16 protein-coding genes and 1 tRNA gene are annotated in these 21,619 nt (G+C 29.9%); 11 read left to right on the top strand and 6 right to left on the bottom strand.

Translation table 11 applies throughout. The features are described from left to right. Positions 1-2,241: a hypothetical protein gene (locus QEJ31_RS10955; RefSeq protein WP_280590094.1), complete on the bottom strand. Its 2,241-nt coding sequence runs from the start codon at positions 2,239-2,241 to the stop codon at positions 1-3. Positions 2,242-2,437: 196 nt separating this feature from the next. Here QEJ31_RS10955 and QEJ31_RS10950 point away from each other — a divergent pair, with 196 nt between their 5' ends. Together QEJ31_RS10950 and QEJ31_RS10945 are read left to right on the top strand one after the other, a co-directional pair. Then, positions 2,438-2,737 carry a hypothetical protein gene (locus QEJ31_RS10950; protein WP_280590093.1) on the top strand — a complete coding sequence of 100 codons (300 nt, stop codon included), beginning with the start codon at positions 2,438-2,440 and terminating at the stop codon, positions 2,735-2,737. Between the two features lie 12 nt (positions 2,738-2,749). Then, positions 2,750-3,352, top strand: a complete 603-nt coding sequence (locus QEJ31_RS10945) for a hypothetical protein (protein ID WP_280590092.1) — start codon at positions 2,750-2,752, stop codon at positions 3,350-3,352. A 235-nt stretch (positions 3,353-3,587) separates the two neighbouring features. On the opposite strand, the gene QEJ31_RS10940 is transcribed toward QEJ31_RS10945, so the two are convergent. Further along, positions 3,588-5,831, bottom strand: coding sequence for a hypothetical protein (locus QEJ31_RS10940; protein ID WP_280590091.1), 2,244 nt, complete (start codon positions 5,829-5,831; stop codon positions 3,588-3,590). 195 nt (positions 5,832-6,026) lie between these two features. Here QEJ31_RS10940 and QEJ31_RS10935 point away from each other — a divergent pair, with 195 nt between their 5' ends. The 6 genes from QEJ31_RS10935 (at position 6,027) to QEJ31_RS10910 (ending at position 11,347) form a co-directional block, all read left to right on the top strand. Continuing rightward, the gene (locus tag QEJ31_RS10935) at positions 6,027-6,311 is read left to right on the top strand and encodes a hypothetical protein (protein ID WP_280590089.1); all 285 of its coding nucleotides are present in this window, start codon (positions 6,027-6,029) and stop codon (positions 6,309-6,311) included. Positions 6,312-6,338: 27 nt separating this feature from the next. After that, positions 6,339-7,490 (top strand): hypothetical protein, encoded by a 1,152-nt coding sequence (locus tag QEJ31_RS10930; protein ID WP_280590088.1) that lies wholly within the window; start codon positions 6,339-6,341, stop codon positions 7,488-7,490. A gap of 368 nt (positions 7,491-7,858) precedes the next feature. Further along, positions 7,859-8,083 (top strand): PD-(D/E)XK nuclease family transposase, encoded by a 225-nt coding sequence (locus tag QEJ31_RS10925; protein ID WP_280590087.1) that lies wholly within the window; start codon positions 7,859-7,861, stop codon positions 8,081-8,083. A gap of 56 nt (positions 8,084-8,139) precedes the next feature. Then, a complete protein-coding gene (locus QEJ31_RS10920) occupies positions 8,140-8,529 on the top strand; it encodes a hypothetical protein (protein WP_280590086.1) in 390 nt (129 codons plus the stop codon). Between the two features lie 397 nt (positions 8,530-8,926). Continuing rightward, on the top strand, positions 8,927-10,513 hold the full coding sequence (locus tag QEJ31_RS10915; RefSeq protein WP_280590084.1) for an IS66 family transposase: 1,587 nt from the start codon (positions 8,927-8,929) through the stop codon (positions 10,511-10,513). Positions 10,514-10,597: 84 nt separating this feature from the next. After that, positions 10,598-11,347 carry an Rpn family recombination-promoting nuclease/putative transposase gene (locus QEJ31_RS10910; protein ID WP_280590082.1) on the top strand — a complete coding sequence of 250 codons (750 nt, stop codon included), beginning with the start codon at positions 10,598-10,600 and terminating at the stop codon, positions 11,345-11,347. Positions 11,348-11,648: 301 nt separating this feature from the next. On the opposite strand, the gene QEJ31_RS10905 is transcribed toward QEJ31_RS10910, so the two are convergent. From QEJ31_RS10905 to QEJ31_RS10890, 4 genes are all read right to left on the bottom strand, one after another. Then, positions 11,649-13,529, bottom strand: coding sequence for a hypothetical protein (locus QEJ31_RS10905; RefSeq protein WP_280590080.1), 1,881 nt, complete (start codon positions 13,527-13,529; stop codon positions 11,649-11,651). 830 nt (positions 13,530-14,359) lie between these two features. Next, positions 14,360-17,323 carry a hypothetical protein gene (locus QEJ31_RS10900; RefSeq protein WP_280590079.1) on the bottom strand — a complete coding sequence of 988 codons (2,964 nt, stop codon included), beginning with the start codon at positions 17,321-17,323 and terminating at the stop codon, positions 14,360-14,362. Positions 17,324-17,752: 429 nt separating this feature from the next. Then, positions 17,753-18,439, bottom strand: a complete 687-nt coding sequence (locus QEJ31_RS10895; protein WP_280590077.1) for a bacterial transcriptional activator domain-containing protein — start codon at positions 18,437-18,439, stop codon at positions 17,753-17,755. Next, on the bottom strand, positions 18,436-19,572 hold the full coding sequence (locus tag QEJ31_RS10890) for a hypothetical protein (RefSeq protein WP_280590076.1): 1,137 nt from the start codon (positions 19,570-19,572) through the stop codon (positions 18,436-18,438). Before QEJ31_RS10890 ends, QEJ31_RS10895 begins: the two co-directional genes overlap by 4 nt. Before the next feature lie 92 nt (positions 19,573-19,664). Between QEJ31_RS10890 and QEJ31_RS10885 the strand changes: the two genes are divergently transcribed. From QEJ31_RS10885 to QEJ31_RS10875, 3 genes are all read left to right on the top strand, one after another. Beyond that, positions 19,665-20,225, top strand: a complete 561-nt coding sequence (locus QEJ31_RS10885) for a gamma carbonic anhydrase family protein (protein ID WP_280590075.1) — start codon at positions 19,665-19,667, stop codon at positions 20,223-20,225. Positions 20,226-20,239: 14 nt separating this feature from the next. Then, entirely contained in the window at positions 20,240-21,406 is a 1,167-nt protein-coding gene (locus QEJ31_RS10880; RefSeq protein WP_280590074.1) for an HD domain-containing protein, read from the top strand. 82 nt (positions 21,407-21,488) lie between these two features. Next, a tRNA-Cys gene (locus QEJ31_RS10875) sits at positions 21,489-21,563 on the top strand. The last annotated feature ends 56 nt before the right edge of the window (positions 21,564-21,619 follow it).

The following is a 21,619-nucleotide window of genomic DNA, read 5'->3' as shown; positions in this document are numbered from 1 at the left end:
TTAATTTTTCATACCCCAACAATTTATTGTTTTATCTGTTTTTAAAATACCGCATGCCATTTTCTTTCCTAAAGAAATTGAAGTGTAAGAATTATTTTTTTGCACTTGATATGGTATGTGGTTTAAAAAAGCTAAAGATCTTTCTTCAAAGACATTTTCCAAGTCTTTGCCAAAACAATAGGTTTCATTATTTTTATTTAAGAAACAGGTAGTATGCTCACTTGCTGTAACACTAACGATATTTTGTGTATTGGGTACTTCAAATGGCAAATGGATATTGTTATTTTGATATGGGTCTGCAATATTTTGTTTTCCTACTTGCCCAAAAGAGTTGTCTCCCCAGCAGTATAATTTATTTTTATTTACAGTTTCGTCTAAGGTTACACCACAAAAATGTTTGTTTCCTGCGACAATAGTTTTTAATTTTAAGTCTTTTATTTTATGAAGTGTTGTTTTAGACATAGAAGCTATTAAGGTAGATCCCATTTCACCATATTCATTAGAGCCAAAACAATAAACTTCATTTGTCACTGACAATCCACACGTCGTTCTGCCACTTAAAGCGAGATCTTTAAATTGAATTTTTAATGGATTAACAATTGGTTTAAATTCTACTGCATATTTTGTAGAACGAAATGACCCTATTCCTAATTGTCCAAATGCATTATTTCCTGAGCAATAAATTTGTCCATTATCTTTTTGAATAGCGCAAATATGGCTATCTCCTACTGCTATTTTTAAACTTGAATTGGGTAAATTTACTTTTTTAAATTTAAATTTATCTTCAAATAATGGAGTTTTTTTATTAAATGCACAGTAAGTATTATTTGCATTTTCGCTAGTTATTCCACATACCGCAAATTCTCCCGCACTTACTTGTATGAATTCTTCTTTACTTACCCAAGGAAACTGCACTGTTGTATTCCAAGGATGGGTTAAATAATTATCATTACTTTTATTTGCACTCCCACAAAGTGCACGAGTGCCTTTTAAGCTTAATCCACAGTAAAAATCATCGCCTAAACTAATTTCTTTAAAGTAATTTTTTTCAGTAAAGCCCCAACATTCTAATTCTTGCTGTTGTGTTAGCCCACATAATGTTCTGGAGTTCCCTGCTAAACTTACATAACTTTTATTTATGACATCTGAATTTTTATCTAGCTGCTTTGGCAAATATTGAATAGAATAACGAAAACCATTTTCTTCTTTAATGGCTTCGTTCCCTAATTTATAACCAAGTTGGCCAAAAGTATTATCTCCAAAACAATATGTTTTATTTGTATCTGTTGTTCCGCAAGTTGCATTTGGGGTTGTTACTATATTTTTAAATTGACTATTATTAAATTCATTGTCGCTTGGATGTGTGACTAAAACAGAAACATCAGAATACTTTTTTACATTTGGATTTACGCCTAATTGACCAAACTTGTTTTCACCCCAGCATTCAATTTTCCTTTGTTTATTTATGGCGCATGTGTGATTAACTGCGGATGATACTGCATAATAATGGTTTGCACCCATTCCTTTTAAAATTAAGGGATTGTATTCAGGATAATCATCATTTTCTTGTTCTGTAAAATTTTTACCATAACAATAAATTTGTCCAAACTTTCCATAGGTATCTTCACCTTCATTTTCAATTGCACAAAAGTAATCATTTCCAGCTGAAATGGCAAAATATTCATCTTCATCTGAACTAATTTGCGAAGGATAGTAAGAAGGAAGTTCTAAGTTAGCATAACCAAGTTGTCCAAATTGATTACTGCCCCAGCCCCATATTTTACCGCTACTATCTAAAGCGTACGAATTATTTTTACCGACTGCTAAGTTAGTAAACAACTCAGAAGAATATACTTTGACTGGGAAGAAAGAATTTTGTTGATCGCCAGTACCAAGTTGCCCTTCTTCATTATTACCCCAACAATAAATAGCGGAATCATTCAAACCAATTGCACAATAATGTTTTTCACCAGCGGCTGCTGTTTTGTATTGACCTATTAATTTTTGTGTATTGGGTGGTAATTTATTTGGATCAGAATGAAGATTATAACATAATAAATTGTTATTGTTAGCTATTAAGCATAACGAGCTATTATTTGAAAATAAACTGCTAAATTTTTCCTCATGATTATTCCACACAACACTGCGCTTCGATCTTTTCATGCTTGTTTCATTAGCATTTGCATCATAAATGCATAATAATGTTGTAAAAGTGAGTAAATAATTTAATTTTTGAACCATAAAAAATTCTCATATTCTATTGAAATTAATATAAAATGTGATTTTGCATATTAAATACACATTAATTTATTTTTATATTTAAAATTTATTAATTAGTCAAAAATATTTTTTTATTTTTATAAATTGACAAAATTTAATTAAATAGTTACTTAAATATTTGTTGGTTATTTATAATTTGCTATAGGTTTAATCATATATGAAAAAATTAGTAAAATTTCTTCTCCCTACCTTCGTCATTATTCCTTGTAGTGTTTTTGCCAATAACGAGTCATTAACTTCGCAAATTAATGAAATTGAAGATGATATTTATACTCTGCAATCAGAAGTTGTTACCTATACAAGCCGAATGAAAATTAAAAAAGAAAGGGAAGAAAAACAAGAAAAAACCTTAAAGTCCCTTGATGACAAAATTAAAGAAATTACTGAAAATGAAAAAAAAGTTGAAGAGGCTTTAAAAGCAATAGAACAAAATAATAACAAAACTAAAAATATGTAAAAGGAGTTCATTATGCAAATAATAAAAAAAGGTTTTGCAACCCTACTAGCAGTTACGGTAACAAGTACTGCAATAGCAAATACACAAGAAACTTGCACAGCTGATGTCAATTTTCTAAAAAACCAAGTTAAACTTTTAGATACTTCTGTTAAAAATTTAACAGGCTTTATGGTAAGTGGGAAAGACAAAGCACAGCTAGCTACTATTAACGATCTTAAAATAAAGGTAGAGGCATTAAGTCAAAACTATCAAAACTTACTTAGCAAAGTTCAAAATCATCCTTCAAATGACGCTGATTATATAACTGTTGGCACGAAAAGAATTCCTAATCCTTGTAATTCATTTGGAGTATATAAGGTTAGTAAGGAAGTTACATACTTAGATATAAATGAGAGATATTGCACAATTAGAATAGTGTCTGAAAATTCAGAAACAAGTGATCGTAATTGTAAGAATTTTAATGAATTTCATTTGAATTTCATCTTATCTCTAGCACATAGTGATGATCCTTATCCGAAAATCCATCCTTGCAATAATTATCCACTAACTAGTGTAGAGAAAAAATCGGCTAATTATTACAATATACGAACTTTTCTTCTTAAGCCACGTAATTAATTTATAAAAATAAATATTCATAGAATTTTTGCAAAGAATATAGACATCTAATCATAAAACTATTCTACTAATTAGCATTAGTTTTTATTTATTATCTGTAAAAATGAGTGAAAAAATTCTCTTATAAAAAGATTAAGTAATTCATTTTTATTTAAAAAATGAAACCTGTCAAAATAACTTCTATTCAATAAACATCAAATTAAGAAAATTTAAAATTAATTTATATTACTAATAATTAATTTTTCATACCCCAACAATTTATTGTTTTATCTGTTTTTAAAATACCGCATGCAATTTTCTTTCCTAAAGAAATTGAAGTGTAAGAATTATTTTTTTGCACTTGATATGGTATGTGGTTTAAAAAAGCTAAAGATCTTTCTTCAAAGACATTTTCCAAGTCTTTACCTAAACAATAGGTTTCATTATTTTTATTTAAGAAACAGGTAGTATGCTCACTTGCTGTAACACTAACTACTTTCTGAGTATTGGGTACTTCAAATGGCAAATGGATATTGTTATTTTGATATGGGTCTGCAATATTTTGTTTTCCTACTTGCCCAAAGGAATTGTCACCCCAGCAATATAGTTTATTTTTGTTTTCGGTATCGTCTAATGTTACACCACAAAAATGTTTGTTTCCTGCGACAATAGTTTTTAATTTTAAATCTTTTATTTTATGAAGTGTTGTTTTAGACATAGAAGCTATTAAGGTAGATCCCATTTCACCATATTCATTAGAGCCAAAACAATAAACTTCATTTGTCACTGACAATCCACACGTCGTTCTGCCACTTAATGCGAGATCTTTAAATTGAATTTTTAATGGATTAACAATTGGTTTAAATTCTACTGCATATTTTGTAGAACGAAATGAGCCTATTCCTAATTGTCCAAATGCGTTATTTCCTGAGCAATAAATTTGTCCATTATCTTTTTGAATAGCGCAAACATGACTGTCCCCTACTGCTATTTTTAAACTTGAATTGGGTAAATTTACTTTTTTAAATTTAAATTTATCTGTAAAAAATGGAGTTTTTTTATTAAATGCACAGTAAGTATTATTTACATTTTCACTAGTTATTCCACATACCGCAAATTCACCAGAACTTACTTGTATGAATTCTTCTTTACTTACCCAAGGAAACTGAACTGTTGTGTTCCAAGGATGGGTTAAATGATTATCATTACTTTTTTTAGTACTTCCACAAAGTGCGCGAGTGCCTTTAAAGCTTAATCCACAGTAAAAATCATCGCCTAAACTAATTTCTTTAAAGTAATTTTTTTCAGTAAAGCCCCAACATTCTAATTCTTGCTGTTGTGTTAGCCCACATAATGTTCTGGAGTTCCCTGCTAAACTTACATAACTTTTATTTATGACATCTGAATTTTTATCCAATTTCTTTGGAAAATATTGAATAGAATAACGAAAACCATTTTCTTCTTTTATAGCTTCATTCCCTAATTTATAGCCAAGCTGGCCAAAAGTATTATCGCCAAAACAATAGGTTTTATTTGTATCTGTTGTTCCACAAGTTGCATTTGGGGTTGTTACTATACTTTTAAATTGACTATTATTAAATTCGCTATCGGTTGGATGGGTAACTAAGAATGGTCTTAGGACATATGCATTACTTAAAGGATTTAAACCTACTTGTCCATACTTATTTTCACCCCAACACTCAATTTTTCTTTGTTTATTTATGGCACATGTGTGATACATTGAAGAACTTATAGAATAGTAATTATTATTACTTAATTTTAAAAATTCATTTGCCGTATCAAGTAACGTTTCTTCGGTTTCAACTTGCGAGTAACCTTTCCCTAAACAATATATTTTTCCATATTTCCCAAAACTATCTTCTCCTTCTTCTGAAATACTACAAAAAAAGTCGTCTCCAGCTGTAATTAAAAAATATTTATCGTCATCATTGCTAATTTGATAGGGGTAGTAGGAATTTAAATCATAATTAAAGTAGCCAAGTTGGCCAAATTTATTGCTACCCCAACCCCAAATTTTTCCAGAGTCATCTAAGGCAAAAGTATTATTAAAACCTAATGCAAAATGTGTGAAGTTAGTGCTAGTAAAAACTTTTGTAGGTTGTGATAAATTTTCAGTACCACCTGTTGCAAGCTGACCATTTTCATTACTACCCCAACAGTAAGTTAAATTATCTTCTGCTCCTAATCCACAAACATGTCTTTCCCCCACAGTTACTTTTTTAAACTTTCCAATATTTTTTTGCTGCTCTGGAGGCAATTTCAATTGATTTGCATATAAACTAAAACATTCAAAATTGTTAGTATCTGTTTTTGTTAAACATAAAGATTGATTATTCATAGTAAGGGTTTTAAAAAACTGATCAGGTAAATTCCACACAACGCTTCGTTTGCTTCTTTTGAATGCCTGCTCCGTACCTTGCGCATGGATTGATACTTGAAAACAACACATTGCTAAAAGTGGGAAATATTTTAAGTACATAAAGAATTACTCACCTATAAAATAAAATTACAAAATTAAATTTGCACACTATCAATGCACAGTGTTGTTTATTTATTATTATTATTTAATTTAGTCAAAATTTATTTTTAAATTTTAAAATTGACAAAATTTGTATAAATTGATACTTGAAATTTTGATTTTTTTTAAACTTTATATATTAAGGTAATATTATAAATGAAATTATTAAAAATTATTTTTATTTCTTTGGCAGCAAACGTGGCAATGCCAACTTATGCTGAAGAACAAGACATTATTTACCAATTAAACCAATTGGAAGATGACGTTTATAGACTACAGTCGGAGTATGTTACTGCCAGTGACTTACTCTATAAAGATCGCAAAAAACAAAATACACGATCTATGGAAATTGAAGATTTAAAAGATAAAATTAGAATTCTTCATTTTAAATATAAAAATCTTGAAAAAAAACTGCAAGAACTTGAAGCAAAAAATAATTAATTCTTAAAACTAAGTAAGGTGCTTATTATGAAATCATATGGAAAAATATTAACTTATCTAAGCTCGCTCGCTGTGATATCCCAAGCAACAGCGACAGACAATAATGCTACTTGCACTGAAGATATTACTAACTTAAAAAAACAAGTTACTTTATTGCAAAATGGTTTACATAATTTAAACGCATTTAGAGTTGTTGGGCGCGATTCCGTTTTTAATGAATTAAAAACAAAACTTGAAACCTTAACTATGAACTATGAGTTACTTGAAAGAAGAGTAGACAGCTTAGCAAAAAACGATAATTTTATATTGAGTAATCCTTGTGAACAATGGGCGAATGCCCCAGGTGCTATTAAGCTTGAATATACAAATACTGACCATATAGCTGGTACTGTTAACTATTACTCACTTCCAATTGATACTACTGTTAATTATAATGCGTATGCTGTTTGTTTTTATGATGATGTTAAGTATAAAGGTGGGAATAAATCAAGAATCTTAATCAATAATAAGCGTTCCTATGATGTAATACCAAATAGTAATTATGAAAATTTTTCATGTGCAGGCGGTGCTGGTACAGAAATTACAAGTGGCAACTATTTATCAATCGTTAAACAAAATGTTACATTTGATAGTAAGTATTTAGAACGAAAAACTGATATTAGAAGTTGTGAGTATGGTGCGGAAAGTTGTTGGAGATTATATTTAACTGAAAGATATAATAATGAAAAATTAAAAATAGATCCTAATACAGTTTCTTATTATAAAAATTTAAATAACTATACAGATTATATTTATTTCAATAATCCATATAGTTATATTAAAAATTTATCAATTACTAAAAAAGGAAGTTCTAACGGTGAAATATTTAAAATAAAATCCGTTAGAAAAAATTCTAGTCACTATGGCCCTATAATAAATGATTTTAGTGACATTAATCAAGAACATAGTACGACAAGCTTTTATAATGCAGATTATTCGGCTGAATTTCCAAAAAAGTGTTTAGAAAAATTCAACGCAAATAGTTATAATATAATTAATCGTTCAACAGAAAATATTTCATTAGATTATTCTCAAATAGGATATTTAGAAACAGGTTCTTCAAGTAATATTAATCTAAAAATCTATGTAGATAAATATTCTTCAAAATTAAATGTGTATTTAGTACCTTTAAAATATTAATATTACTAGTGGTTAAAAAATTTAATTTGTCTGCTTGTATTTATTATATTTAATTGATATTAAATTTTATGCAATATTAAGTAAAAAGAATGAAATTTAATGTAAAAATGTTAATTTAATGAAATAATATACTTAAAAGAAAATTTTAATCACTGATCCTGACCCCTCATTTGAAGTTCACACCTTTAAAAATGCAATAATAAAAACATTAAAAATCTAAAATTTTTAGCTATATAAAATAATAATTTAAATTCAAAACAAATCTTTCTTGTTCACTTTTTTTCAACTTTGTTCAGTTTCTGGTCAGCTCCACACATTTCATTTTTTTTAATTTATGCTCCTTATCCGTTTACTTGAAAGGAGCTGGAATGGAATTTGAATTGCTTGACATTAAAAATGATTATGTTTTTAAACGCATTTTTGGGGAGAAAGAAGATGTTTTAATTCACTTTTTAAATAGTGTGTTAAATTATCCAGAAGATGAAAAAATTATTTCCTTAACTTACCTAAATACAGAAATTAATAAAGATCAAGAAGACGATAAGGAAACTAGGCTAGATGGTAAATCATCGCACAAGCCCACATTTCAATAAAAATTAAATTTGTTAGATTAAAATAGTCATCATAATAGAAGAGAAAGGAGATGATAATGGAGAATGTAACCTTAAAAAGGAAGTTAAGTTCTTATGTATCAGATAAAGGGTATTTAAAGCATGTCCCCGATGACATATTGTTTGAAGTGTTAGTAGCATGGGAGAATTGGACAGGTTCAAGTAAGGAATTTTATGCGACTTTAGGTTTTACACATGCACAAATGGCATCTTTAATTGGTAAAGCAAAAAGGTTAAAAAGAGAAGGTCACTTTAGTGACGAAGATTTTAAACAAATAAAGATATCAACGGAACAAAATTTAAATTCAGAACATGCAACAGTAACAACATCTGTATGTGGTGCTGCAGAGTTAGTGTTACCAGGTGGTAAATTGATTCGATTTTCAAACATAGATTTTTTATTGGATTATTTAAAGAAAAGCGCATGATTAATTTTAATAGAAGAACAAAGATATATGTAAATAAGAGTCCCACGGATATGCGAGAATCGTATGATGGGTTATTTAATCGTGCAAAAAATGTTCTTCGTAAGGATCCTTTTTCGGGACATTTATTTTTATTTATAAATAAGAAAAGGTTCTTGTAAGTGTCTTTATTATGATGGTACTGGACTCGTAATCATATCCAAAAGGCTTGAAAAAGGGTTATTTTCAAGAATAAATCCGAGGTATAAAAAAGAAATTATTCTTACTCAAGCTGAATTTAGTTTATTTTTTGAAGGAACAGATCTAAACAAAAGATTTGTTGAAAGTCCTGCAGAAATTAGAAAATACACAACCAAATCAAATGCTTGAAATTTAATGAATTAGGTGTTATCTTGCGCGAATGGAAAAAAATCTATTCGAAAAAATTACCGCGAATGATCTTTTAAAATTCAATAGCAAACAGCTGATTGAATTCTTTGAAAATCAAAAGAAATATACTGAGAAAATATTAAATTCTCATAATGAATTTATTCAAAAACACAATCTCATCCTTGAAGAACGAGATAGCTTAAAAAAGCATAATAAAGAGTTACTGGATAAAATTGTTGAAGTTGAGGGGCAACTTGTATTACTTAGACGAAGGATATTTAGAGAAAAATCTGAAAGGATTGTAAAAGATAAAAGTACTTCAGAACCATCTGATAATATAAAGAAAAATAGTTCAAAAAAACGTGCCAATGAAATTAAAAGACTTCCTTCTGAGCGATATCCTGAAGCAGAAATAATTGAAGAACATGTAGAATTTAAGGAACTGCCTATTTGCAACTGCTGTGGTTCACAAATGCGTGATTCTGGAATGACTGAAGATAGTGAGTTTTTAACAACAGAGCCAAAAGATTACTACATAATAAAACAAAAGCGACATAAATACCGGTGTACCAAATGTCATGGAGATATTAAGACTGCTCCTACTCCTAAAAAAATAATACCAAGTTCAGTTTATAGTGACGAAATGATAGTCGATGTTGCAATGACAAAGTACTGTGATCTCATCCCTATTGAAAGATACAGTTCAATAGCAGGGCGTGAAGGCTTTGTGGATTTACCACCCAATAGTTTAATAGGTACGACACATAAACTAGCCGAATATGTTGAGCTGGCATATAATAAAGTAAAGGAAGAAATATTATCTTCAAACGTATTACATGCGGATGAAACTCCTCACCGAATGTTAGAAGGAGATGAAAAAAAGAGCTGGTATTTATGGGGATTTTCCAACAAACAAAGCTCATACTTTGAAATCAGGAATACCAGATCAGGCGATGTCGCTTCTGAGATTCTTGGCAAATCTAAGTGTGAATATTTAGTCAGTGACATTTATTCCGGTTACGTTAAATCAACAACAGAAGTAAATAAACAGCGAGAGAATAAAAATATTCCATTAATTAAAAATATTTATTGCAATGCGCATAGTCGTCGCAAATTCATGGAAGCTGAAAAATTCCCTGAAAGTAAATTCTTCATTGAACAGTATCATGAAATTTATAGGTTAGAATCAGATGGAAAAAAGGATCCTCAACTACTCCAAAAAAATAGAAATCAAATGAAAGCACTCTTTGAAGACATGAAGATAATAGGAAAAAAATTGTTACAAGGAGTTTCTGCTCAAAGTACACTAGCAATCGCTATAAACTATTTTTTAAAAAACCATGAAGGGCTTACAAGATTTATCGAAAATATTGAATTGCCCATTGATAATAATCACCAAGAAAGACAACTTAGAAGTCCTGTTATAGGAAGAAAAACTTGGTATGGAACTCATTCAAAACAAGGTGCAAAAACAGCATCTATTATGTTTACTCTTGTAGAGTCTTGTAAATTAAATGGAATAAATCCTAGAGAATATTTTTCAATGCTTGTTAAGCATATTCATGCTGGGAAAAACGTCTTTACCCCAAAAGAATTTAATAATATAGACAGCGGATAAAGAAACAATTCTTATTCATTTATCAAATTACGTAAATAAATCACTATAAATTAAGTTACTTCATTGACGTTTACTCGGCAATGTGTGAAGGTTCGACGATTTACGCTAGATGTGTTGGCAAAACTTAATAATGAAAGTTTTGTCAACATTGAAATTCAAGTGCAAAATACTTATGAATACGAAAAACGTTGTTTGTATTACTGGGCAAAACTTTATGAACAACAATTAACTAGTGGAAAGAAATACAAAACCTTAAAACCGGCTATCTGTATTCATATTTTAAATTTTAATTTCTTTAAACACAAAGAACATTTTTTCACTAAAATTAAAACCCTTGATATTGATACAAAATATATTTTTAGTAATGATTTCCAACTTTACTTTTTAGAAGTTCCCAAAATCCCAGATCAGTATTATAATGAACTGGACAAATGGATGCACTTTTTTAAAGGTGCTTCAAAGGAGACCGTCATGGCTATGCAAACACCTGAAATTGAAAAAGCATTTAATACACTTGAATATATCAGCCAAGATCCCATTGCTAGGGCAAAGTACGAAGCCAGAAGAAAATATGAACTTGACTACAACACCGATATGGATGGGGCTAGGGAAGAGGGATTACAGATTGGTTTTACTAAAGGTTTTCAAAATGGGAAAAATGAGGGAGAGCAACTAGGTTTTGTTAAAGGGAAAGATGAAGGTGTACAACTAGGTTTTGCTAAGGGAAAACTTGAAATAGCAAAAAACCTTTTAGTAAATCATTTTTCAATTGAAATGATTAGTAAAATAACAGACCTACCCATTTCTGAAATAGAGAAACTAAAGAATACTTAGTTTCTCTTCATTACTTTTCTTTTAAATCATAGAATATAAAATAATACACTTTTTCAAAGTTGTCTTAAAAAAGACCAACTTGGCTATGCAAACACCTAAAATTGAAAAAAATTTAGTACATTAGAATATATAAGCCAAGATCCCGTTGCTAGGGCAAAATACGAAGCCAGAAGAAAATATGAGCTGGACTACAATACTGATAATTACATTCCTAAAGAAAAAGATTAAATAAAAAAAATCCTTAGATAAACTCTAAGGATATAAAATACTATGCATTACAGTAATGTATTTTTATTTGAAATTAATCAGCAAATTTAACAACTAATTTATCACCATTTGCTACTTGTCCGTTGTTTAATGGAACTTTAGCTGTGATTGAAACTTCATTTACTTGGTCTTTATACTGAGTTGAAATATTAGCATTATGTGAAAGCACCCAATTACTACCATTTATAGCTAATTTAAATGGAGAATTTGTATTGCTTAATGTAAAATTAAACTTAGCAGCATCGGCTGTTGAAGCTTCTTGATTAGATATTTTTCCATCAGTATAAGTATAGTAAGCTTTAACATATACTTCTTCTTTTTTTGTTAAATCTTTGAATTCAACTATACTTTTACCAGCAACACCAGCAGAAACCTTTGAAGTTAAAATTGCATCACCAACTGTAACAGTTAGAGGATTTGAAACAATACCTTGGAACTTATAATTCAAGACAAGTTTAGTATTTAAATCAGCAGCTTTTTGCGCACAAATAACATCTTTAGTAATACTAAAGTTACTTGTAAACTTATCACTATCAGATTTAATCAATTTTGAATCATCAAATGGGATTAAATTTTCGAGTACAGTTGTACCAATTTTCAAGCGTGGCAATACTTTTACGCAGTTATTTTTAGCATAATCTTGGTCTAACTTGATAAAGTTAATATCGCTTTCAGAAGCACCTTTTGCTAATGTTTTTGCAGTCAAAGTATCATTTACGGAATTAAATTGCCCAGTAAGTCCAAGTTCTCTAAAGTTAAATTGAACTTCTGGTGCATTTTCACCTACAACAAAAATAACTTCATGAAAGTTATTAGTTTGAATAATATTAGAACCAGCTGTAGCTTTTAATTTATAATATTTACCAGAAGCTACTGAGTCTTGTGCTGTATTTTTAATTATTAAATTACCGTTTTCAACAGTTACATCAGTTGGTACTGTTTCACTATCATCTTTAACTACAAATGTAATATTAGTATGAGCAATTGGTTTAACAGAGTCATCACTATAAACTGCAACGAAATTTAATTTATTTGTTGAGTCTTTTAAGAAATTGCTTTTAACATTTTCAAACTTAACAGATTTAACTACAGGAGCTGTAATAGTTATTTTAGCTAAATTTACTTCGTAGAATTCTGAAGTATTGTTCTTTGATGTAGCTTTAATTTTTAAAAGTTTTTCGTTTTCAGTATTTTTCGTAGGATCAGCTTGGTAACCAAGTACTTTAGTATTTAATTCCCAGACTTTAGTTTTAGCATTAAATGTAACTGCATTCGCAATTACAACGGAAGATACAGTGTCAATAACTTCAATAGTATAATTTGTATCAGTTAAGGTATTTAATGCATTCAAATCATCATTACTGACTGAAGAGTTAGAAAACCCTTTTATACTAAAGCTTATTTTTTCACCAGAAGCTTTTACTTGATCAGTTGTTAAACTTGTATTGATAGCATTAAAAGTATCTTTAACAGCGACTAAAGTGTTTGAAGCAAATAAATTATTAAATTTTGCAACAATAGTAGCTTTTTCACCATTGTTGGTTATTTTTTTGCCATCTTTATCAGCAGCAACTGTACAAAGCTCACCATCTTTTAATTCGAAATATTTACTTGAAGCTCCAACAAGAGAAATAGAAAAATTATTATCATTAAATGCTGCTAAATTAGGAGATTTATTTCCTTTAGCATCAGTATAATTAACATTTACAACGGCACAACCACCTTTTAAAGAAAGACTTTTGCTGCTAAAGCTGACTTCAAGTTTTTCCATATTTTTATTTTCCGTTGTTTTTTCAACAGGATTTGGGTTAGCTGATTCATTATTTTTATTATCATTTTTACTTTTGCAAGAAACTAAAGCAAAAGATACAAGACCTAAACCAATTGCAGTAAGTTTTACTGATTTTTTATACATACTTTTCTCCAGAATAAAAAAAAAAGAACGTTAACGAAAACATCATTGCAAGTTCACGAATTGGTAATCTATGCAATTCGGCAAACTATAGATCATGTTTTTTTAAATTGTCAAAAAGAACAAAATTTAAAACATAAGTTAAAACTTCATTATATTTTTAAAAATTTAATAAAATTAATTAGTTAATTTTTTTTATGGGAATGAAAAAACATAAAATTGGTTAGCTAAAAGATTTTTTTTCTATATTTTTAAATTTTACTAAAGTACATAAATTATAATTAAATAGAAAATTTATTTTATTTGTAATCTTATAAGTTTTAATATTTTAATTTTTTATTAATAATATATATATTTTAAATTACCACAGTACACAGGTATTTTTGAACTGGTACAATAAAAATTTGTATTTTTTTCTTATTTCTTGAATTTTATGATTTAAATTTCCATTATAATAAGGATAAACTATATAATTAATTTAAATATAAATAATTATAAATATTTTTAACTATTTTATATCAAATTTTGTTATAATTTTAAATGAATTTAATTATTGAATTTATAAAAAAATACAAAATTGTATGACAATTTTTATAATATTAAGTATTTGCTATTACTTTAATCAATTTTTAATATTACTATTATGAAATATACTTAAATTAGTAACATTACTGATTTTTATAAAATTTTAACACATTATTTTAAATTTTATAAGAAAGTAATCAAAAAATACCTAAATAAATGTATAAAACACAATCCAACCCAATTAGGAGTATTGGGTTGGATGATTACGATATAATTTTCTTCATAAAGAGAAAATTATTTTCAAAAAACTAGATATGCTCTGGAACATCATTTTTTAAATCTTCTAACTGTTTTACTAAATTAGATTTTTCTTGTTCTAAAGTAGTTTTTTCTTGTTCTAAAGTAGTTTTTTCGGTCTTTAGAGTAGCTAAACCTAATTCAAGAGCAGTTAAATCAGTATCTAGAGCTGTAATTGCTTTTAACTCAGTTTCTTCAATATCTGATCTTGTAGCAATAGCTAATAATTGAGTTTTTCTAGCCGATTTATTAGCAATCTCAGTTTTCTTATTACTTATAGCAGTTTCTTTTGCTAAAATATCATTAGCTTTAGTTGTAATTTGACCTTCTTTAGCTGTTATTTCACCTTCTTTAGCTTTTATATCACTAGAGATTTTAGATGAATCATAGTAATATTTGTCCCATTCAATGCTGCCATCAGAATTGATATTATTATAGTTGAAATATTGATTATCTTGTTCATTTAAAGTGTACATAGCTCTAATATTATTTTTATCAAGGCTTAATGAAGCAACATGGCTAAAATACTTATCCATAATTGTAGCTGGACGAGTGAATGTCGCAGGTGTAAATTTAAATTTAACTTCTTGAAATTGATAACTTGAACTATCAAAAGGAGTATTTGTAACAACAAGTTTAGCATATGGACTGCTATTAGCTGTATCTACAGACAATGACATAGGTGAAATGTTGTTATTAGTTGAAGTTTTATCTTCGCCATGAACAACTAATTCGTTATAAATTGGAGAATTCTTTGGAATTAGGGAACCTAGTTCGTCATCACTCATTAAGTAAAATAATGATATACCTTTTTCTTTGTTACTAGCAGAAAGAATTGTACGTTTTTGCTTGTCATCAAATGCAAGAACAACTTTAGGTGTTTCAACAGCTTTAACCACAGTTACACTTAAATTATTAGATTTACGATCTTGGAAAACCGCATTAAATGAAACTGTTTTTAAATCAGCTTTATTGTTTGCACAAATAATATTTTTATTGAAATGAGTTGAAGGTACTGCTTCTGCTTGCTTATCAGTTTTGTCAAAATATAAGGTAAAGTTTTTTCTATCAGCGTCTAACTGTTCTAGTTTAGCAATTTTTTGGAATCCTTGAACTTCCACATTTCCTACGAACAATTTTGGAAGTGCTTTTACGCAAAGATTTTTCTCAATTTCATCATAAGCTATACCGCCTTGAGGAAGCTCTACTGAAGTTGCTGGGATTGATCCGCTTGCAGCTGTAGTTAAGATAGGTTTATTATAATTAGCTCCACCTTCAATTCCATAAAATTCTTGCTTTAACTCTGTAGTTTGATCTGAAACCACAAAGAAATGTTTGTCAGTAAGAGTTCTATTTTTATTCCACTTGTCTTCAGCTGTTTTCCAATGAACATTATTATTTACAATTCTTGCTAATTGGTTTGCAGATAAATCACTATTAATTAATTCTTCATTAAAAGTATCAATACTAGCTGAAGTTGTGATTTTGTCATTTCTATTCAAATAGTCTCTTGTATGTTCAATATCTACAGTTAAACTATAGAAATTGTTATCTGTAGAACTAAATTTCTTTTCAGAATCGACATCAATAAGTGGCAAATTATGGATATTAATATCTTTCTTTATTAATTCACTATACTTAATATCTTCAGTAAAAGAATTTTGAACAACGCTATTTAGATTTTTTGTTTTAGCTAATACATCGAAGCCTGTATTTGTTTCACGTTTGATAGAAAAATTAAGAGAATTATTTGCTTTAGCAGTTTCAACATTTGCAAATTTATAAGTTACCTTAAAGGAGTCATTATATCCTTTATTTTTTGTGTTTTGTGCTTCATAAATTGAACGTTCAGTTCCATCAGAAAACTTAGCTCGTATATCGAAAGATTGTCTTCCATGAATGTTTGTATGTAGCTTATGAATTTTGTAGCTTACAGGAATTGCAGGAACAACTTTAATAAATAGCTCTTGATTGTGTACAGGTGTTTCAGCTTCATTTTTTGCTAGGTCTGCTTTGATTCTAACAGAAAGTTTATAAACTTTAGCTTCAGGGCTTATTTCCAAATCTTTAGAATGTACTTCCCAACCCATTTTTTCTTTATTGAATGTTATTTTAACTGGTTTCCCTAATTTATCTTTTAAAGTAACCTCAGCAATACGCTCAAATAATTTGAATGAATTTTCATTTGCTCTAGGATCTCTTGAAGATAAATAACGACCAACCAATTTTGCAGTAATTGGAATTGGAAAGGAAACTGCACCATGCGGAATTACTATTGTTCTTTCTTCAGTAGGAATTGAGTTAACTACAGTTTGTGCATCAACCACTTTGATTATTTCATTTACTGGTTCTAAATCACCCATTCTTGCTGTAAGAACAATATTTTCTAGAACTTGTTCATTACTACCATTTGTTCCATATTCATTTTCCGTAGAAGAAGTTGATTTTTTTAATACCTCATTATACAAGAAACTCTTTGCACAGATTTGTCCATCTTCAATAACAAAATCTCTTTCAGATGCTGAATTGAGTGTTACTTGCGCAACTCCTGAATTCATGTTGTTACCTGTACCAACACCTTTAAAAAATGCAGTTATGTCTTCTAAAATTTTATCATTTTTTGCAGAAACTAGTTGCACTGTAAAATTCATACAGCCATTTGATGCTATTCTATCAGAAGCTACAATTTTTAGTTTGTGTTTTGATTTATTGTATGTAGTTGTAACTAAAACTTCTTCACCTTTATCATTTTTATATCTATGAGTAACAGTAGTGTCAGATCCTTCTTCTAAAGGTGAGCCGCCGCGAATAGGCTCTTTCGTTTCAGGATGAACTGCTGGCTCACCTGCACCATTAACTATATTTGACTTCCCATCAACACCATTACCACCATCTTTACCTTTACATCCCGTTAATGCAATGCTTGCCATACCCAAGCCAAGTGCAGTGAGTTTTAAAGTTTTTTGAACTGTCATGTATTTTTCTCCTAAAAAAAACAAAATACTTAAAGCAAAAGATATAAATTGCTGTAATTGCAAAGTAACGGATGCGTATATTTGCAATTTTGTATGTATAAGCGAAATGAAATTAATTTGTCAAAAAAAATGCATATAAATTATAATTAATTTTACATATTTTATCATAATTTTTAATTTTAATATCTAAAAAAATAATAGTTTATTAATTTGGTTTCCATTTCAGTCTGTTATCTTAATAATTTTAATATTTTATTTTTAACTTAAATTTAATTTTTTAATAAGATAAAAATTTTTTAAAAATATATTTTAAATTAATAAAATTAATATTTTAAATATACAAATATTAATTATGAATTATTTTTATGCAATTTTTTAAAATATTGAATTACAAAATTTATAGATAATAATTAGTTTTAAAATATTTTTTTAGATAAAAGGGGTTAAGTAGTTTGCAACTTGTTGATTTTGATTTGCTCCTGGGGAGTTATTAATTCCATTTGTAATATTACTTACGGCTTGACTGACTTGATTATTATTGCTTCCCGAAACCGAATTGATATTACCAATTGTATTGAATAAAAGAGTTATTTGTGCATTTGTTAACGTGCCACCAGCACGAAGTGTATTAATCAAATCAAGAATTTGCAAAAGTAAATACAAGTCTAAAAACATTTGTTGTTGAAAAGACATTTCACTAGTTAAACTAGTTTGTGGAATTGTTGCCATAGTGTTAATAGCAATTGCCATTTGTGCAAATACAGTTGGAGTTGGTGTTGGTAATACTGAAGAAGCTAACGTAATAGAATTACTATTTGAATTGTTTCCACTTGTTGATTGTACGGCTGATTTAATTAAAATATCAACTAATATAACACCACCAATGGCAGCGTAACAAGCTGCTAACATAGAAACAGCGGTATAATTTAATGGATCACCAGCTAAAATAGTTTGTAATTTTGTTTGTGCTGCAGTGTAATCGCCATTTTGCATGTCATATTCTGCTTGTTCTTGTAAACTTTTTTGGGTGGAATATCGGGCTAAAATATTGCCTGAACAACCAACTAAATTTACAGAAAAACAAAATATTGTAACAAAAATAATTTTTTGTTTCATAGCTCAAAACCTAAAGAAACAAAGTACACTTTTTGTCCAACTAACCCAGCTTGATTTGCAATATCTCTTGTGTAAACACCCGCTTCTAAGCGGAATAAAAATAAATTCAAAACAAATCCGTAACTCGGCCAACCTTGCAAATATCCAAAACCAAAACCAAATATTCTGGTAACCAAAGCTTTGCAGCCCATATATATTTTTTTAGGCAAATCTTCTCCGTAAACATCAGTAATGTCGCGATAATCAACTGCACAATGAAGAGCATTGGTAAAGTCATGCACGGCAAAACCCAAACCTGCGTTATATGTTTGCAACCAAGGTGGAAGTCCACTATTAAACGTCGTGTTTCCTACATCGGCGACAACACCTGCCAAGCGAATGTCAAAGTTTTTTGTGCGTTGTTGAAGGGTAAAACCTATATCTGCTGCGAGAGCATTACCTGTTAATAAGGCGTTACTTAATTTTGCAGAAGCAGTAGACGGACTTAATACTTCGTTCACCGAAAGAGTTGTGTTTACTTCCGCATTGTAAATATATTTTGGTCCAATCCCAATTGCGAGATGATCGCCAAATGCGGTGCTCATGGTTGTTGCAACACCCGCAAAACCATTATCTTGCACCACTAATTGCGGCACACCAACGCTCCCAAACCGCTTGCCATTGGTAAATAATTTATTTGCAGCAAAACCTGCTATTCCAAATTCAGAAGTAATTACTCCGGCAGCGTTACTTAAACCGATATAATTTGGATACTTAAATAAATCACTTGCTGCATTGTTAATTAAGCTCGATGTTGAGCCTGCACTGCTTGCTGATTTTAGCAGATCTGCGCCTGTTTTTATTGTTCCCTCAGCAACACTAAAAGTACTACGTAGAAAAATCCAACGAAAATGCCCTTCCCCAAAAGCAGGTAAACTAGGATTGGAAAACATGACCCCTTCTTGGGTTGCACGAGTTAGCGAAGCTCCGCCGCTAGCCAGATCAAACGGATTTTGATAGATTGGCTCAGATTTTTTTAAACTTGAATTATTTTGACCTGTTGCTTTTAAAGGAACAAATAAAGAGAAAACAAAAACAATTCCTAAGGATATTTGGAAAAAAAAATGCTGTCTTGCAAGATGTAACGGTTTCATTGTTTTTTCTATTTTCCAATAAACTAAGAATAAAATTGTCACATAAAAAGATCGGTTAAAACTTTTAAAATGAAATAAACAAAGGGTTTTTTATGACGCAGAGCAAAGGGAAACAAAAAAATAGAAGTCCGTTGGCAAGTATTACTGCATATCAAGGCATTCTTCCTAAAATAGCAGATTCAGTTTTTCTCGCCTGCGGCGCAAGGATTTCTGGCGCTGTTACGTTAGAAGACAATTGTAGTGTTTGGTTTAATGCAGTTGTCCGTGGAGATGTGCATACTATTTTTGTAGGTGAAAATACTAATATTCAAGACGGGGCTATCATTCATTGTACTTATCAAAAATATCCTACTTCTATAGCCAAAAATGTGAGTATAGGTCACTTAGCGACAGTCCATGGTTGTACAATTGAAGAAGGTTGTCTCATAGGAATGGGTGCTATTGTAATGGATGGTGCGGTTGTTGGAGCTCAATCGATAGTTGGCGCAGGGGCCATTGTCACGCAAGGAGTAAAAATTCCACCCAGAAGTTTAGTATTGGGTTCTCCCGCAAAAGTTGTTCGTCAAGTAACAGACGAAGAGTTTGAAAAAATATTTGCAACCACAATGCGTTACTTAGAATATGCAAAAGGTTATGATTACTCTCTATCCTAACAAGGTTTTTATTTATGGATAAATTATTACCAAGCAAATTAGGAAAATTAAAAATTATCTGCTCGTTACCTTTATTTTCCGACTCCATTTGCATAAAGAAACAATCCGCAGCAGAACATGGTTACACCCAAATTATATTGAGCATGATCTTAGCTCCTCATCTAAATTTAACTATAGAAGAACAATGCGAATTTATTGAATTGTCTATTTTTGCAGAACTTCCTAAGACTTTACTTGGTGATCCTAGTTATCATTTACGAAAAAATCATCCCAAAGTAAAAGATATTTATAATCAAATTCGTGGAAAAATTTGGCAAGAAACGGAACAGTCTTTAGGGATTGAGACTACTCGCAATAGCGAATTATTTGGCTTGCATGAACTTGTCGATGCTTTCGCGTCAAAATTATATATTGAGAAAGAATGTTTACTTGGTAATCAATATTTTGCAGCTGAACGCCATAAAACTCATTACGATGAAAAACGCAAACAAATATTTGCTGGCCAATCTCTAGCTAAAAAGCATCCTTGCAAGGAAACCATTAAAGCACCTGCAAGAAGACTTGAATGGAAAAAAGCGGTCGATTTATTGGATGAATTATTTTACGAGGCTAATAAAGGATTACAAGAAGATGGTATTTCTGGATTTTCAGGAACCTTCTTAGGTATGGTAGAAAAATTAAAAGAACACTACCGTTATAAAGGTTGGAGTTATCACTTTCCAGAGAGTGTGGGGGAACACACTTTTCAAGTGGTTTTTTTGTGCAGACTTCTAGCAGCAAAATTAAATTTACCAGAAACCCACCGCATTCAATTGTACCATGCTGCAGCATTACATGATTTGGCGGAGGCTTATTCCAGTGATCTTATTTACCCTATAAAAATTCGGGAAAAAGAAGTGGATAAACTCCATAGAGAAATTGAAGAAGATATTCTGCAGACCATTTGCAAACGGTTTCAATTAGCTTGGCCCACAGATAGGCATTTGCTGGCTATCGTTGATATCTGTGACAGGTTTTCCTCGCAAATTTATTTTGATAGGGAAACCCGCAGTGGGAACACCCATTTCAATGTCCCCAATTCTTCTATGGAATTTGTCCGAGAGCTCTATAGCAATGAATTTCCTGCATTATTTCATGAACTCGATAATTTATGGTTAGAATATGTAAGCAGTTTATCTTAAAGCTTAAGGCGAATTATTCCCAAAAATTTTACTATCCCCACTTGCAAAGCCTAAACAGAAGGGATATACGTCTTGCACTCAAGGTGCTGTGGCGGAGCGGCTACGCAAACGATTGCAAATCGTTTATACATCGGTTCAAATCCGATCGGCACCTCCATGTCTATCTAAAATCTCCTATTTGAAAAATATAAATAATCTGCAAAAAGTTAAAGT

The sequence above is a fragment of the Pigmentibacter sp. JX0631 genome (assembly GCF_029873255.1).
Classification (GTDB): Bacteria; Bdellovibrionota_B; Oligoflexia; order Silvanigrellales; family Silvanigrellaceae; genus Silvanigrella.
This window is presented reverse-complemented; position numbering and strand designations above follow the sequence as displayed.

Bases quoted from the DNA above. Each gene is read 5' to 3' on its own strand.
- QEJ31_RS10955 (WP_280590094.1), bottom strand. From the start codon at position 2,241: ATGGTTCAAAAATTAAATTATTTACTCACTTTTACAACATTATTATGC.
- QEJ31_RS10950 (WP_280590093.1), top strand. From the start codon at position 2,438: ATGAAAAAATTAGTAAAATTTCTTCTCCCTACCTTCGTCATTATTCCT.
- QEJ31_RS10945 (WP_280590092.1), top strand. From the start codon at position 2,750: ATGCAAATAATAAAAAAAGGTTTTGCAACCCTACTAGCAGTTACGGTA.
- QEJ31_RS10940 (WP_280590091.1), bottom strand. From the start codon at position 5,831: ATGTACTTAAAATATTTCCCACTTTTAGCAATGTGTTGTTTTCAAGTA.
- QEJ31_RS10935 (WP_280590089.1), top strand. From the start codon at position 6,027: ATGAAATTATTAAAAATTATTTTTATTTCTTTGGCAGCAAACGTGGCA.
- QEJ31_RS10930 (WP_280590088.1), top strand. From the start codon at position 6,339: ATGAAATCATATGGAAAAATATTAACTTATCTAAGCTCGCTCGCTGTG.
- QEJ31_RS10925 (WP_280590087.1), top strand. From the start codon at position 7,859: ATGGAATTTGAATTGCTTGACATTAAAAATGATTATGTTTTTAAACGC.
- QEJ31_RS10920 (WP_280590086.1), top strand. From the start codon at position 8,140: ATGGAGAATGTAACCTTAAAAAGGAAGTTAAGTTCTTATGTATCAGAT.
- QEJ31_RS10915 (WP_280590084.1), top strand. From the start codon at position 8,927: ATGGAAAAAAATCTATTCGAAAAAATTACCGCGAATGATCTTTTAAAA.
- QEJ31_RS10905 (WP_280590080.1), bottom strand. From the start codon at position 13,529: ATGTATAAAAAATCAGTAAAACTTACTGCAATTGGTTTAGGTCTTGTA.
- QEJ31_RS10900 (WP_280590079.1), bottom strand. From the start codon at position 17,323: ATGACAGTTCAAAAAACTTTAAAACTCACTGCACTTGGCTTGGGTATG.
- QEJ31_RS10895 (WP_280590077.1), bottom strand. From the start codon at position 18,439: ATGAAACAAAAAATTATTTTTGTTACAATATTTTGTTTTTCTGTAAAT.
- QEJ31_RS10890 (WP_280590076.1), bottom strand. From the start codon at position 19,572: ATGAAACCGTTACATCTTGCAAGACAGCATTTTTTTTTCCAAATATCC.
- QEJ31_RS10885 (WP_280590075.1), top strand. From the start codon at position 19,665: ATGACGCAGAGCAAAGGGAAACAAAAAAATAGAAGTCCGTTGGCAAGT.
- QEJ31_RS10880 (WP_280590074.1), top strand. From the start codon at position 20,240: ATGGATAAATTATTACCAAGCAAATTAGGAAAATTAAAAATTATCTGC.